The organism is Embleya sp. NPDC001921 (genome assembly GCF_053594475.1).
In genome coordinates this window covers 137,789-151,825 of sequence record NZ_JBSFEO010000026.1, presented here as the reverse complement: position 1 = coordinate 151,825, position 14,037 = coordinate 137,789, and the positions used below count along the sequence as shown (strand labels likewise).

At 73.3% G+C, this 14,037-nt stretch carries 11 protein-coding genes; 6 read left to right on the top strand and 5 right to left on the bottom strand.

What is annotated here, in order from left to right:
* Nucleotides 1–132 precede the first annotated feature (132 nt).
* Together ACWCPW_RS28225 and ACWCPW_RS28220 are read left to right on the top strand one after the other, a co-directional pair.
* Nucleotides 133–822, top strand: a complete 690-nt coding sequence (locus ACWCPW_RS28225; RefSeq protein ID WP_449764411.1) for a class F sortase — start codon at nucleotides 133–135, stop codon at nucleotides 820–822.
* Between the two features lie 98 nt (nucleotides 823–920).
* The gene (locus ACWCPW_RS28220) at nucleotides 921–1,184 is read left to right on the top strand and encodes a hypothetical protein (protein WP_449764410.1); all 264 of its coding nucleotides are present in this window, start codon (nucleotides 921–923) and stop codon (nucleotides 1,182–1,184) included.
* 243 nt (nucleotides 1,185–1,427) lie between these two features.
* Here ACWCPW_RS28220 and ACWCPW_RS28215 read toward each other — a convergent pair whose 3' ends face one another.
* A complete protein-coding gene (locus ACWCPW_RS28215; protein WP_449764409.1) occupies nucleotides 1,428–3,209 on the bottom strand; it encodes a histidinol-phosphatase in 1,782 nt (593 codons plus the stop codon).
* A gap of 205 nt (nucleotides 3,210–3,414) precedes the next feature.
* On the bottom strand, nucleotides 3,415–4,116 hold the full coding sequence (locus ACWCPW_RS28210) for a DUF2306 domain-containing protein (RefSeq protein WP_449764408.1): 702 nt from the start codon (nucleotides 4,114–4,116) through the stop codon (nucleotides 3,415–3,417).
* Nucleotides 4,117–4,273: 157 nt separating this feature from the next.
* On the opposite strand from ACWCPW_RS28210, the gene ACWCPW_RS28205 reads away from it, so the two are divergent.
* Nucleotides 4,274–5,320 (top strand): sensor histidine kinase, encoded by a 1,047-nt coding sequence (locus ACWCPW_RS28205; RefSeq protein ID WP_449764407.1) that lies wholly within the window; start codon nucleotides 4,274–4,276, stop codon nucleotides 5,318–5,320.
* On the top strand, nucleotides 5,317–5,979 hold the full coding sequence (locus tag ACWCPW_RS28200; protein WP_449764406.1) for a response regulator: 663 nt from the start codon (nucleotides 5,317–5,319) through the stop codon (nucleotides 5,977–5,979). Before ACWCPW_RS28205 ends, ACWCPW_RS28200 begins: the two co-directional genes overlap by 4 nt.
* Before the next feature lie 78 nt (nucleotides 5,980–6,057).
* Here ACWCPW_RS28200 and fusA read toward each other — a convergent pair whose 3' ends face one another.
* Nucleotides 6,058–8,178 (bottom strand): elongation factor G, encoded by a 2,121-nt coding sequence (gene fusA, locus ACWCPW_RS28195; protein ID WP_449764405.1) that lies wholly within the window; start codon nucleotides 8,176–8,178, stop codon nucleotides 6,058–6,060.
* A gap of 1,191 nt (nucleotides 8,179–9,369) precedes the next feature.
* Between fusA and ACWCPW_RS28190 the strand changes: the two genes are divergently transcribed.
* Entirely contained in the window at nucleotides 9,370–9,828 is a 459-nt protein-coding gene (locus ACWCPW_RS28190) for a hypothetical protein (protein WP_449764404.1), read from the top strand.
* A gap of 204 nt (nucleotides 9,829–10,032) precedes the next feature.
* Complete coding sequence (locus ACWCPW_RS28185; RefSeq protein WP_449764403.1) at nucleotides 10,033–10,857, top strand: dienelactone hydrolase family protein; 825 nt, start codon at nucleotides 10,033–10,035, stop codon at nucleotides 10,855–10,857.
* Between the two features lie 16 nt (nucleotides 10,858–10,873).
* On the opposite strand, the gene ACWCPW_RS28180 is transcribed toward ACWCPW_RS28185, so the two are convergent.
* Nucleotides 10,874–11,677, bottom strand: a complete 804-nt coding sequence (locus tag ACWCPW_RS28180; protein WP_449764402.1) for an IclR family transcriptional regulator — start codon at nucleotides 11,675–11,677, stop codon at nucleotides 10,874–10,876.
* A 173-nt stretch (nucleotides 11,678–11,850) separates the two neighbouring features.
* A complete protein-coding gene (locus tag ACWCPW_RS28175) occupies nucleotides 11,851–14,007 on the bottom strand; it encodes a SpoIIE family protein phosphatase (RefSeq protein ID WP_449764401.1) in 2,157 nt (718 codons plus the stop codon).
* Nucleotides 14,008–14,037: the final 30 nt, after the last annotated feature.

The window sequence follows — 14,037 nt, the reverse complement described above, 5'->3', positions numbered from 1 at the left end:
CGGCACCGCGGCACCGCGTTCCCGCACCGCCCGACCACGGCCGGGCGGTGCGGGAACCGGGCGGAACACATCCACCACACCGGCGACTTCGGGCCGAGGCCGGTCGCCGGGCACAGTTGTTCAGGAGCATTCGTGGACCCTTCGGCGCCGGCCGACGCCGCACCCGGGCGCAAGCGCGGCACGGGACCGGTGGGCGCCGCCGCGGCAGCGATGTGCCTGGGCCTCGTACTCGTCGTCAACGGCACCGGGGCCGCCGACCCGCCGCCGCAGCCCGGCGAGGCCCGGGTCTATCCGGACGTGCCGCGCCCGGCGCCGCACGATCCGCCTCCGCTGGCCCCCCTGTCGGCCGCGGCACCGATCCGGGTGCGGATCCCGGCGATCTCGGTGGACGCCCCGCTGACCGGGCTGGCGCTCGAGGACGGCGGCCGACTCGCGGCTCCGCCGGACGACGAGGGCAATCTCGCCGGCTGGTACCGCGAGGGCACCGCGCCGGGGGCCGGCGGCACCGCGATCGTGGCCGGACATGTGGACACCCGGCAGGGTCCGGCGGTCTTCCACCAGCTCGGCGAACTGCGCCGGGGGAACACCGTCGAGGTCGATCGTACCGACGGCGACACGGCGATCTTCACCATCGACGCCATCGAGGTCTATCGCGCCGAACGGTTCCCCGACCGACGGGTCTACGGCGCCGCGAAAGGGGCGGAGTTGCGGCTGATCACGTGCGGGGCGGGCTTCGACGAGGTCGAACGGCGTTACCGGGGCAACGTGGTCGCGTTCGCCCACCTGACCGGCCGCCGCCCGACCGACGCGCCGGACGGATGACCTGCCGCCGCCCCACCGGCCGGGTGGCCGTCGGGGCGGGCCGGCAGCGTTGCGGTTCGAGTCGGTTGGCCGGGCCCGCGGCGACGGCGAGCTCGTACGTGTCCGCCTCGTTCGTGTCCGCCTCGGGCGCGTTGGACCCGGATGCGTCGGACCCGGGCTCGCGGATCAGGATCAGGGCGAGCGCTGCGGCGGCCAGGACGCCGGCGGCGCCGGCCCGGAAGCCGGCCGACATCGCGCTGGTGAAGGCCTCGCGGGCGGCGTCCGCCAACCCGTGGTCGCCGGAGGCGTCGGCCGGGGCGAACGCGTCGGAGATCGACTCGCGGGCCTTCTCGGGCGCCGAGTCGGGCATCGCGCCGGTGTAGGTACCGGAGAGGAGCGACCATGGCCACCGCGCTCCACGCGGTGATCGCCTTGTGTCGCTCCTCGTCGTCGAAGACGGTGATCAGGATCGACAACGTGCACCCGGACGGGCCGGTCGGACCGGGCGCGGCACCCGGCGGCGGGTCACCACATGCCCGGCCGGATCCCGGTGCGCACCGGGACCCGGCTCACGGCCGAGGCCGGGGATCGATGATCCCCGGCCTCGGCCGTGCCGTGCGCGTCGGTCAGTCCCGGTGCGAGCCCTGGACGTCGACGAAGATCGGGTTGCTGTAGAACCAGATGTCGCGCCACGGGTCGCCGTCGTTGTTCGGGTGCTGGATCGGCCCGGCCGGGTCGACGCGCGGACCGAACGGGCCGACGCCGTGCCGGTTTCCGTCGCTGCCCCGGAGCCGGACGTAGTACGGCTTGTTCCGGCGCGGCAGTTGCACCTTCAGGGTGTAGGTGCCGGTCCGGCCGGCCACGTCGATGCGCTTGCTCACGCGCGTGTCCGGGGCCTGCCACGCGTCGGCGTCGCGGGACTTGCCGGTGACGGTTCCGGTGATCACGTCCACATGCGCGAGCCGGGGGATCTCGCCGTGGTAGTTGGGCCGGCTCGCCGTGGTGACCCGGATGTAGAGCGTGGCGCCCCGGTTGGCCGCCAGCGGCAGCCGGCCGCCCAGGGTGACCGGCTCGGCGCGGCCGTTGTCCGCGACCAGCCATACGTCCAGACCGTCCAGCAACTGACCGTGGTCCACCCACACCCGCCCGGCGCGCAGGCCCGCCATCACGTCGCGGTAGCCGAAGCGCTCCACACCCACGTGGGTGCGGCTGAACTGCCCCGGCCAGAAGTCGCTTCCGGGCTGCGGGACCCCGGTGTCCACCGGCAGCGGCTTGGAGCCGAGATCGTCGAAGCCCTTGCCGGGCGGGTAGGCGCCGTCCGCGTAAGTGTCGAACATGGTGCGGTGGTTGTCCGAATTCGAGGTGACCGACCACAGCCGGCCCTCGGCGAGCAGCGCGTCCCACATGCCGCCGACCGTCGCGGTCATCCAGTCGAAGCCGCCGTGCGTGCGGTAGCTCTCGATCGGGTACCTCGGCCAGCTCTGCGGCGACGGCGCGTTCTGGTACTCGCCGCGCTGGAAGCTGCCCGGCCCCGACTGCCCCTCGCGGAACTTCACCCATTCCGGGTCGGCGTTGGCCTGCGAACCTGGCGCGCCCTCGAAGCCGAGGAAGATCGACGGGTCCGCGTCCTGCCACGCGCGCAACTCGTGCGGGGAGACGATGCCCAGCCGGCTCGGGTGGTTCGCCAACACCAGCACGTCGTCCACGTAGCCCTCGCGCCGGCGCTGCCCGAGCCAGCGGATCGCCTCCACGGCCTTGGCCTCGTTCGCGGCGGTGGCCGGGTCGCCCACCGCGCCGACGTCGAACTTGTTCAGCTTCGCGTCGAACTTCAGCTCGAACTGCCGCAGCAGCTCCACCTCGTTGGCGCCGGGCGCGACCATCAGGGTGGCGTGCTCGGCGGCGGGCACGTACCACTCCAGGCCCTGGAAGATCAGGACCCGGGGGTTCTCCTTGCGCGCCTTGACGATCTCCTCGTGCTCGCGCTGGGCGCCGCCCGCGTTGGCGTGGCCGAAGTTGGCGTGCTCGGTGTAGACGATCCAGTCCAGGCCGAACTGGCGACCCTGCGCGGCCGACTGGGCGAAGCCGTACTTGGCGTCGTGGCTGTAGACGGTGTGCACGTGGTGGTCGCCCACCAGGTAGGCGTACTTGGCGGGCGGGCCGTCGTGACCGGGGCGCGAGCTCGCCTGCACCCCGTCGTCGGACTCGGCCGCGGCGGCCGAGCCGGCGCCGACCGCGCCGAGCGCCGACGCGCCCAGGAAACCGGCCCCGAACAGCCCCGCCCGACCGATCAGGCCGCGTCGGGACACGCCCTGCGCGTCGAGCCGGTCCTCGGCCACCTCCGGGTCGGCCCACTCCGGCAGTCGCACAGCGGGGTGATCGGGTCGGTTCGAGTGGTCGGCGGTCGCCATGTGGGGTCCTTGCGGTCGGGGGCGTCGGGGGATGCCGCCGTGACGCTATGGGCCGCAGGTGGCGAACGGGCGACGAACATCCCGCGCGCACGTGACGGGCGCAATGATCTTCGGGTGTGCGCCTCCCGCGCGAGGGCCCCGCGACGACACGGAACGCCTCCACTCCACCCCGCCGTGTGCGCTCCCCCGAACGGAGGGCCTTGCCTCACTCGGTCCGAACCGGCGGATCGGGTGCGTCGCCGGGACGCCGCCGCGTCGCCGACCGACCCCGCCCGTTCCGACGCAGCAGCAGCTCGACCACGATCAGGTTGGGCACCCAGCACAGGAACGGAACAACCTTGTACGCGCTTTCGAAGTCGGTGAACGGGACCAGGGCCACCAGCCACAGCCGCAGCGTCACCGCCGCGTAGGTGAACGCGAAGGTCCGGTGCATCCACCGGCGGTGCTCCTCGACCGCGCCGCGCAGGATGGCCCGTACGGCCGACAGCGCGCAGGTCGTCCACAACACCGCGAGCATGCCGAACCCGGCCGTGCCCACCGCGCCGGCGTAGCTCATCGGCGCGAGCACCAGGCCGGCGACGCCGCCGACGGTGATGCACGCCACCACCACCCGACCACAGACCCGGTGCAGCCGCGGGGCGCGGGCCCGGGCGCGGGCCGAGAGCTGCGCCGGGGACAACAGCAGGGCCGCGGCGGCGGGCACGATGTGGGCGTAGAAGGCGGCGCGGACCCACGCGGGTCGGTCCGCGTAGTTCGCGGCGATGTCGCCGTCGTCCGCGGCCAACTCGGCCAGCGAGTCGGTCAGGTAGGGCAGCGGCGCGAAGACCGCGATGGCCAGGGCCGTCAGGGCCAGCCACCAGACCCCCGCCGTGCGCCCTCGGGTCGAGTCGTGCGTCACCACTGCCATGTCCGTGCGTCCTTTCGCTGCATGCCGGCAACGCTAGGAAGCGCGAGGTGCCGCGCTCGCCCCTCGGGACGGGGGAACCGTCTCCCTCCTGCGAGGGAGGGGGGTCTCCGCCGAGGGGAGGTGGACCGATCCGACCCCGATCGGTGCAGGATGGGCCATGCGTATTTCCGACGCCTGGCTGACCGTGGCATTCGTGGTCTGCGCGGCCTCGGTGACCGTGTTCGTGCCGGCCGGTTCGCCCTATCGCGGCCCGGACGCGGCCGGTCTGGCACTGGCGGTCGCGGCGGCGGGCTGCCTGTGGTGGCGCCGGACCGCGCCGGTCCTGGTGGTGGTCGTCGCGTCGGTGCTGGTGGTGGTCAACTCGGTGGCGGGTTATGCCACCACGGTGACCCAGTGGCCCGCGTGGATCTCGCTGTTCACCCTCTTCTCGCTGCGCGGCGCGCTCGATCGATGGGTGGGCGCGGTGGCGGGGCTGGCCGCGGTGAGCGGCTACGTGTTGTCCGATCGCGAGCCGGTCGGCGCGGTGGAGGTGTTCAGCCTGCTGGTGTGCTTCCTGATCGCCACCGTCACCGGCGACGCGGCGCGCAGTCGGCGGGCCGCCACCGCCGCCGAACACGCCCGGGTCCGGGCCGAGGAGCGCACCGAGTTGGCCCGTGAGCTGCACGACTCGATCGGGCACGCGGTGAACGTGATGGTCATGCAGGCGGGGGTCGGGCGCCGGGTGTTCGCGGCCGATCCGGCCTTCGCGCGCGAGGCGCTGGGCAACATCGAGAGCGTGGGCCGCGAGGCGCTCGGCGAACTCGACCGCCTGGTCCGGGTGATGCACGCGGCCGAGCCGGTGACGGACCTGACCGGCCTGGTCGATCGGGTCCGGGCCGCCGGGCGGGAGCTGCGGCTGGACGCCCGGGAGGTCACGATGAGCGCCGGCGTCGCCCGGGCGCTGCACCGGATCGTCCAGGAGGCGCTGACCAACGCGCTGCGCCACACCGAGACGGGCCGGATCGACGTGCACCTGGCCCAGGTCGGCGCCACCGTGGTGCTGGAGATCGTCAACCAGGGCGGAAACCTTCGGATCGGCCCGCCCGGTCGCGGCCTGGCCAACATGCGCGAACGGGCCCGCCTGGTCGGCGGCGAGGTGGAGGCGGGCCCGATTCGCACCGGATTCCGGGTACGCGCGACCCTGCCCGCACAGGCGGCCTCGTGATCCGGGTCCTGCTGGCCGACGACGACGCGCTGGTACGCGGCGGCCTGAAGGCGCTGCTTCGGGCCGAGCCGGGCATCGAGGTGGTGGGCGAGGCCGCGAACGGCGTCGAGGCGGTGCGCGCCGCGCTCGCACTGAAACCCGACGTGGTGGTGATGGACATCCGGATGCCGGTCCGCGACGGGGTCTCCGCCACCCGCGACCTGATGGCCGCGCCGGATCGCCCGAGGGTCCTGGTGCTCACCACGTTCGACCTGGACGAGGTGGTGGACGACGCGATCACCGCCGGCGCGGACGGATTCCTGCTCAAGCGGGCCACCCCCGAGGAACTGGTCACGGCGATCCGCGCGGTCGCCGCCGGCGACGCGGTGGTGTCGCCGGCGGTGGCCCGCAGATTGTTCGCCTCGCACGCCGCGCGGGTGGGTCCCGACCACGAGCGCGCGGACCGGCTCACCGATCGTGAGGCGGACGTGCTGCGGGCGATGGCGCTGGGTCTGTCGAACACCGAGATCGCCCGCTCGCTGCACCTGTCCGTGGAGACGGTCAAGACGCACGTCAAACACGTGCTGGCCAAGCTCGACGTGCGCGATCGCACCCAGGCCGTGGTGTGGGCCTACCGGACGGGGTTCGCCTATCGCGGCACGCCCACCGTCGTGGAGTGAACCCGGGTCCCGTCCCGCGCGACCGGACCCGGGTGCGGGACTCCGCCCGCAGGCGGAGCCCCGCACCCTTCCCGACCGCTACGCCGTGCCGGCCTTGGCCAGGATCGTCTCCGCGACGTGTCCGGGCACCGGGGCGTACGAGTCGAACTCCATCGTGTAGCTCGCCCGACCCGAGGTGCGGCCCCGCAGGTCGCCCACGTAGCCGAACATCTCGGCGAGCGGCACGAGCGCGGCGACCACCTTGGCGCCGGAGCGCTCCGACATCGTCCTGACCTGTCCGCGACGGGCGTTGAGGTTGCCGATCACCTCACCGAGGTAGTCCTCGGGCGTGGTCACCTCCACCGCCATCATCGGCTCGAGCAGGGTCGGCGACGCCAGCCGCGCGGCCTCCTTGAAAGCCAGCGATCCGGCGATCCGGAAGGCCATCTCGGACGAGTCGACGTCGTGGAAGTCGCCGTCGAGCAGGGTCACCCGAAGTCCGGTGAGCGGGTAGCCGGCCAGCACCCCGAACTCCATCGCGGCCCGGCAGCCCGCGTCCACCGACGGGATGTACTCCTTCGGGACCCGCCCCCCGGTGATCTTGTCGACGAACTCGTAGCCGTCTCCCTCCAGTGGTTCGATCGCGATCCGGACCTTGGCGTACTGGCCCTTGCCGCCGGTCTGCTTCCGATACGTGTAGTCGTGCCCGGGTACCGCCGCGCGCACCGTCTCGCGGTAGGCGACCCGGGGCCGGCCGACGTCGGCTGCCACGTCGAACTCCAGCCGCATCCGGTCGACCAGCACCTCCAGGTGCAGTTCGCCCATGCCCGATACGACGGTCTGGCCGGTGTCCCGGTCGGTCTTGACCCGGAACGACGGGTCCTCCTCGGCCAGGCGCTGGATGGCGGCGCCCAGCTTCTCCTGGTCGGCCCGGGACTTGGGCTCGATGGCCACCTCGATCACCGGGATCGGGAAGTCCATCGACTCCAGCACCACGGGGTGCGCCGGGTCGCACAACGTCTCGCCGGTGGTGGTCTGGCGCAGCCCCATCACCGCGACGATGTCGCCCGCGCCCACGGACGCGATCTCCTCTCGTTTGGCGGCGTGCATACGGTAGATCTTGCCGACCCGTTCCTTGCGGCCCTTGACCGAGTTCTGCACCTGGTCGCCGGTGCGGAGCCGGCCCGAATACAGCCGGATGAAGGTCAGCTTGCCCAGGTGCGGATCACTCGCGATCTTGAACGCGAGGGCCGCGAGCGGCTGTTCGTCCGAGGGCAGGCGGACGACCCGGGGCTGCGTCGGGTCGACCGCGTGGCCCTCGATCGCCCGTACGTCCAGCGGGGACGGCAGGTAGCGTGCGACGGCGTCGAGCAGTGGTTGAACTCCCTTGTTCTTGAAGGCTGTTCCACAGAGCACGGGGGTCACGGTGCGACCCTCGTCGAGGCCGGAGGCGATGGTGATCCGGCGGATCGCGGCGTGCAACTGCGCGTCGGTGGGCTCATCGCCCGCCAGGTACAGCTCCAACATCGCCTCGTCGTGTTCGGCCGCGGTCTCCAGCAGTCGGGCACGCCACTCGAGTGCGGTCGCGCGATGCGCGGCCGGGATCTCGACGTCCTCGTACGCCTCGCCCGGTCCGGTCTCGGCCGACCAGAGCAGGGCGCGCATGCGCACCAGGTCGACGACGCCGCGGAAGTCGGCCTCGGCGCCGATCGGCAGTTGCAGCACCAGGGCCACCGCGCCCAGTCGTTCGCCGATCATCTCGACGCAGCGACGGAAGTCGGCGCCGGTGCGGTCGAGTTTGTTGACGAAGCAGATCCGGGGCACCCGATAGCGGTCCGCCTGACGCCACACCGTCTCGGACTGCGGCTCGACACCGGCGACCCCGTCGAAGACGGTCACGGCGCCGTCCAGGACGCGCAGGCAGCGCTCGACCTCGACGGTGAAGTCGACGTGGCCGGGCGTGTCGATGAGGTTGATCCGGTGCCGCACACCCTCCAGCGTCCAGTCGCACGTGATCGCGGCGGACGTGATGGTGATGCCGCGATCGCGTTCCTGGGGCATCCAGTCCGTCGTGGTGGTGCCGGCGTGTACTTCGCCGATCCGGTGCGAGGCGCCCGTGTAGAACAGGATCCGCTCGGTGGTGGTGGTCTTGCCGGCGTCGATGTGGGCCATGATCCCGATGTTGCGGATGCCGGCGAGGTCGCGGGCGGTTCCGGTCATGACTGGTTCTTCTCTCCTGCTCGATGGATGGGTGGTGACGAATCCGGGCAGCCGCCATCGACCCGTGGCCCCGTCGGCGTGACCCGGCACACGGCAGAGCCGCGTGCGGTGGGCGAACCGCACGGAGGGAAACGGACTTCGTCGCACGGCGGGTGCGGACGCAAGCGCGAGCGCGGACGCGGAGGCGGGCGCGGGCACCGGCTCAAGGGGCCGCCGGGGCCGGTCGGGACGCGACCGGGCACACCTCGTCGACCCATGGGCGCGCCGCGCGCAGCGGTCGACGACACCGGCGCGCCGTCGGGACGGCGTGGCGGTGTGGCCGGACCGATGCGGCGCGGGGCGCGGCATGGATGGTCGGTGAGGGTTCGACGTGCGCCGGCGAAGCCGGGACGAACCGGGCTCAGCGCGGGGCGGCGGCCTTCGGGTCGGCTCGGTGGCGGCTGTGGCGTCGCGGGCCGGCAGGTGGGGCGACGGGTGTCGTCCCCCTGGCTACCGGCGGCGAATCAGCCGCGAGGCGACCCGGAGCGATCGGGCCAACGGCCCTTCCACGGCTCCCGGTTCGACGTCGGACGCGCGCTTCGCGGCCGGGTGCCGAACGCGGGGCGCGGCGCTCCGATCCGCTTGCAGGTCACGTCCATGTGGCCACCATAGATCGACAACTCCGGTGCCGTCACCTGGATTTCGGGAGCGCCCGGCCTAGGGGCCCCGGCGTGGGGAGGGCGGTGGGTCGGCAGGCGGTTCCCGAGGCTGCCGCCGGGCCGGGCCGGGCCGCGCCGGTGTCGGATCGCACTCGCCCACAGGACGAGCGGGGTGGGGAAGGCGAAGCCGCACCGGGCGGCGAGGACGCCCCGGGCGCCCGGCGGGGTCGCCGTCGGACCCGCGGTCGGCGCCCGATCGCGCTGGGCGGGCCGCGGCGAACAACCGGTCGAGCGGTGGCACACCGGTGGCGGCATCAGTGGGCAGGTGGCGCAACCCCGAGACGCCCCGGGTCACGCCGAGTCACCCGGGCATCGCGCGATGTGGTCGAGTTCGGCGAAGTCGGCGTGTCGGAGTGCGGATGTGGGCAACAATGCGCGCAACGGCGGGCCCGGGAGGACGGGCTCGACGACACGGTTCGAGGTGCGTGCGGCGCGCGTCGGCCCACCGTCTCGGTGAGGGACAGCTACGGGGGATGGCGTGGAAGCGGAACTGATGACACTGGCGACGTCCGGCGCGACCACGATGGTCGGTCTGATGGTGTCCGAGTCCTGGGCTCAGGCGAGGGCCCGGATCGCCGCCCTGTTCGGCCACGGGGATCCGGCCCGGGAGACCGTGGTCGAACAGGAACTGGAGATCTCACAGCGCGAGTTGATCGTGGCCCGGGAAGCCGGCGACGACCTGGTGGCGGCGGACATCGAGGCCGAGTGGCGGACCAGGCTGCGCCGACTGCTGCGGGAGGATCCGGTCGCCGCGGCGGAACTGCGCGCGTTGCTGGCCGAGTTGACCCCGGCGGGAGAGGGCGCGTCGGACGCGGTGCACAACACGATCAGTGGCGGGACCCAACTCGGTCCGGTCGTCCAGGGCCGGGACTTCAACGGCTTGACCTTCAACGCGCCCGGAATTCCGCCATCGGTCGATCGGGACCCGGGCGGTCCGGGCACGCGCCCCTGACCGAGGTCGCCGGATCGATCGGTGACGTGGTGCGCACCGGCCGCTGTCGGGACCGAGCGGGCCTTCGCCCCGTCCCCGTCCCCGTCCCCGGCGCCGCCGTCTCGCCGCGCGCCGCGGGCCCGGGCGTACCAGGGTGGGATGTGGCGGCCTCGTAGCCCTTTTCACCCGCCGCACCGGACTCGTCAGGATGCCGAGGACTTCGAGATGAACGACTCCCAGGGCCACGGCCACGGCCACGGCCACAGTCACGACCACGGTCTCGGCGCCGGTCGATGGATCACCGTGCCGACCGGCGACGGTCCGATGCGGGTCTACACGGCACACCCGCACGGCTCCCACGGCCCCGACGACGGCCACGGCGGTCACGACGACCCCCACGCCCGGGTCGCCGGTGCCGTCGTGGTGCTCCAGGAGGCGTTCGGCGTCAACGAGCACATCCGGGCCATCACCCGCCGGCTCGCCGCCCGCGGCTACCTGGCCCTGGCGCCCGACCTGTTCCATCGCAACGGGGTGCGTACGCTCGACTACGAACAGCGCGCCGAGGCGATGTCGCTGATCGACGCGATCGGCCCGGCGGCGATCGCCCTCGACATCCGTGCGGTGTTGGCCCACCTCGCCGAGCACGAGTCGATCGGCACCGATCGCACCGCACTGGTCGGCTTCTGCTTCGGGGGCCGGGCCGCGTTCACGGCGGCCACCGCGATCGCCGGCCTCGCCGGCACCGTGGTCTTCTACGGACCGGGCATAGCCGCGGGGCCGCACGCCGTACTCGACCGGGCCAAGTACCTGGACGCACCACTCCTGCTGCACGTGGGCGCCGAGGACTCGACCATCCCCGCACCCCGGGTCGAGGCGATCGACGACGCGCTGCGCGCGGCCGGCGCGAGCTTCGAGAGCCACGTGTACCCGGACGCGGGTCACGCCTTCGCGTGCGAGGCCCGCCCGCACCTGTACCGTGCCCGGGCCGCCGAGACCGCGTGGGCCCGGACGTACGCCTTCCTCGACCGCCGCCTGCCCGCGATCGGCTGACCGCCTCGAACCGTCCCTACAGGCCCATCCGGGCCACCTGGGCGGACAGTTCGGCGGCCGATGCGCAGACGGCCGCGACGTACTCCGGCACCCGCTCGTCGGAAACCCGGTGGGACAGCGCGGCGATGCTCACCGCGGCCACGACGGCGCCGTCCTCGCGGCGCACCGGGGCGCCGATGCCCAGCACGTCCGGGTCGAGTTCGCCGCGTGCCACCGTGTACCCCTCGGCGCGGATGTCGGCGAGGCGCCCGCGCAGCTCGTCGGGATCGGTGACGGTGGCGTCGGTGAGGCGGGGGAGCGGGCGGGCGAGCAGTCGCTCCACCTCGGCGTGGTCGGCCCAGGCCAACAACGTCAGCGCCGCGGCGCCGGCGTGGACGGGCAACACCTGACCGCGCTCGTAGGACAGGCGCAGCGTGTGCGTCGCCTCCTCGCGTTCGAGGCACACCACCGATTCGCCCGTCCGCCGGGTCAGCAGCACCGGCTGGCCGACCGTGCGGGCCAGCTCGCGCATCAGCGGCCGGGCCAGGTCGGACAGCCCGACCCCCTTGCGGGCCAGCCGGGCCAGGTCCAACACCCGCGGCCCGAGCCGGAAGCCGGAAGCGCCGTCGTTCTCCTCCAGGAACCCGTTGGCGGTCAGGCTCTGCAGGTAGCGGTACGCGGTGGAGCGGGCGACGCCCAGGTGTTCGGCGACCTGGTTCGCGGACACCGCGAGTCGCTCCTCGTCGAACAGCAGGAGGATGTCCAAGGCGCGGTCCGCGGTGGAGTTGCGCCCGCGGTAGGCCTGGCCATTTCCAGCTTCCCGGGGAATGGTTCCTGACATGCGAAAACGGTATCAGCGGGTGCGCCGGCCGCGGCCCGCCGAACTCCCCGCCGCGCGCCCCGCTCGGTCCGGCCGGCGGCTCCTGGAGCGTCCGGATCGGCGGCTGCCCGGATCGGCGGCTGCCCGAACCGGCGGCTGCCCGGATCGGTGCGAGCCGGGCGGGACGCACCGGTTCAGCCCGGTGCGGGCAGTGACTGCTCCGCCCAGATGGTCTTGCCGTCACCCGTGTAGCGGGTGCCCCAGCGCTGGGTGAACTGGGCGACCAGGAACAGCCCGCGCCCGCCCTCGTCGGAGGTGCGCGCGTGGCGCAACCGGGGGCTGGTGCTGGTGGCGTCGGACACCTCGCAGATCAGCGTGGCGTCGCGGATCAGCCGCAGGCGGATCGGCCCCGAGGCGTACCGGATCGCGTTGGTGACCAGTTCGCTGACCACCAACTCGGTGGTGAACGCGATGTCGTCCAGTCCCCACTCGGCGAGTTGCCGCCCGGCCAGGGTGCGCGCCTCGGCGACGATGGCCGGATCGGCGGGCAGGTCCCAGGACACCACCTTCGAGGAGTCGAGCGTGCGGGTGCGCGCGACGAGCAGCGCCACGTCGTCCCGCGGCGGATTGTGCGACAGGGTGCCCAGTACCGAGCGGCACAGCTCGTCCAACGGTCGGTCGGGCTCGGCCAGCGAGGCGCGCAGTCGGTCCATCCCGGATTCCACGTCCCGATCCCGCGTCTCGACCAGACCGTCGGTGTAGAGCACCAGCAGGCTGCCCTCGGGCAGTTCGAACTCGGCCGACTCGAACGGCAGGCCGCCCAGGCCCAGCGGCGGTCCGGCGGGCAGGTCGAGGAACTCCACCGCGCCGCCGGGCCGGACCAGCGCGGGCGGCGGGTGCCCGGCGCGCGCGATCGTGCACACCCGGCCGACCGGGTCGTACACCGCGTACAGGCAACTGGCGCCCAGCGCGGTGGTGTCCACGCCGCCCTCCCCGATGCCCTCCTCGTCGACGAACCGGATGACCAGGTCGTCGAGATGGGCGAGCAACTCGTCCGGTGGCATGTCCAGGTCGGCCAGCGTGTGCACGGACGCGCGCAACCGGCCCATCGTCGCCGCGGCGTGCGTGCCGTGCCCGGCCACATCGCCCACCACCAGTGCGACCCGGGCCCCGGACAGCGGGATCACGTCGAACCAGTCGCCGCCGACCCCGGCCCGGTCGTCGGCGGGCAGGTAGCGACTGGCCACCTCGACCGCGGTCTGTCGGGGCAGGCCGTGCGGCAGCAGGCTGCGCTGCAGGGCCAGCGCGGCGGCATGCTCGTGGGTGAAGCGGCGCGCGTTGTCGATGCACACCGCGGCGCGCGAGACGAACTCCTCGGCCAGGATCAGGTCGTCGCCCTCGAACGGGTCGGGGGTGTCCCGGCGGAAGAAGTGCGTCACGCCCAGGATGGTGCCGCGGGCCCGGATCGGGACCACCATCATCGAGTGCAGGCCCACCGTGCGGGTCCTGTCCGTGGACACCGTGTCCTCCGCCAGCCAGGGCAGGATCTCCGGGTCCAGGACCGGTTCCAGGACCGCCTTGCCGTCGACCAGGCAGCGGGCGCCGGGGGAGTTGCGGGCCACCGGGGCGGGCTCGCCGATCCGGGCGATCGACTCGGCCAGGTCGCCGCCCGCCCCGCCCTCGCGACCCTCGCGGGCCGAGCGCTGGCCGAGCCGGATCAGGTCGGGGTTGTCCCGGCGGACCGGGCCCGGCGCCGGCTCGACTCCGCTGAGCACCGGCTCCAGCAGGTCGACCGCGACGAAGTCGGCCAGGTCGGGGACCGCGACGTCGGCGAGTTCCTGCGCGGTGCGCGCGACGTCCAGGGTGGTGCCGATCCGCGCGCCGATGTCGCTGAGCAGCGCGAGCCGCTGCCGGGCCCGCCATCGGTCGGTCACGTCGATCACGAGGTAGGACACCCCGGCCGGCGCCCCCGTGCTGTCCTCCAGCCGGAAGAACGAGGTCGAGTACGCGTGCACGTGGTCGGGATCGCTCGCGGTGCGGCCCTGGTACTCGTGGTCGATCAGCGGGACGCCGGTCTCCAGCACGTCGCGCATGACCGCCTCGATGGTCTCGGCCGGCAGGCCGGGCAGCACTTCGCTTATCCGCCGACCCAGACGCAGCGCGCGCGGGATCCCGCCACTGCGTTCCAACTGGTCGTTCAGCCACACGCAGCGCAGCTCGCGGTCGACCACCGCCATGCCGATGGGTGCCCGGTTGAGCAGGTGGTCGAGCAGCGCCCGGTCCGCGCCCCAGGGAACGGTGGACGCGTCGGCACCGCCATCATCGGCACCGGCGGTGTTGGGTGTGCCCATCGAGCCCTCCTGTTCCTCCTCTTTCCATGG

What these genes read in the sequence shown, in the direction of transcription:
- ACWCPW_RS28190 (WP_449764404.1), top strand. Translation starts at nt 9,370, where the DNA reads ATGACACTGGCGACGTCCGGCGCGACCACGATGGTCGGTCTGATGGTG.
- ACWCPW_RS28215 (WP_449764409.1), bottom strand. Translation starts at nt 3,209, where the DNA reads ATGGCGACCGCCGACCACTCGAACCGACCCGATCACCCCGCTGTGCGA.
- ACWCPW_RS28205 (WP_449764407.1), top strand. Translation starts at nt 4,274, where the DNA reads ATGCGTATTTCCGACGCCTGGCTGACCGTGGCATTCGTGGTCTGCGCG.
- ACWCPW_RS28180 (WP_449764402.1), bottom strand. Translation starts at nt 11,677, where the DNA reads ATGTCAGGAACCATTCCCCGGGAAGCTGGAAATGGCCAGGCCTACCGC.
- ACWCPW_RS28210 (WP_449764408.1), bottom strand. Translation starts at nt 4,116, where the DNA reads ATGGCAGTGGTGACGCACGACTCGACCCGAGGGCGCACGGCGGGGGTC.
- ACWCPW_RS28175 (WP_449764401.1), bottom strand. Translation starts at nt 14,007, where the DNA reads ATGGGCACACCCAACACCGCCGGTGCCGATGATGGCGGTGCCGACGCG.
- ACWCPW_RS28185 (WP_449764403.1), top strand. Translation starts at nt 10,033, where the DNA reads ATGAACGACTCCCAGGGCCACGGCCACGGCCACGGCCACAGTCACGAC.
- fusA (WP_449764405.1), bottom strand. Translation starts at nt 8,178, where the DNA reads ATGACCGGAACCGCCCGCGACCTCGCCGGCATCCGCAACATCGGGATC.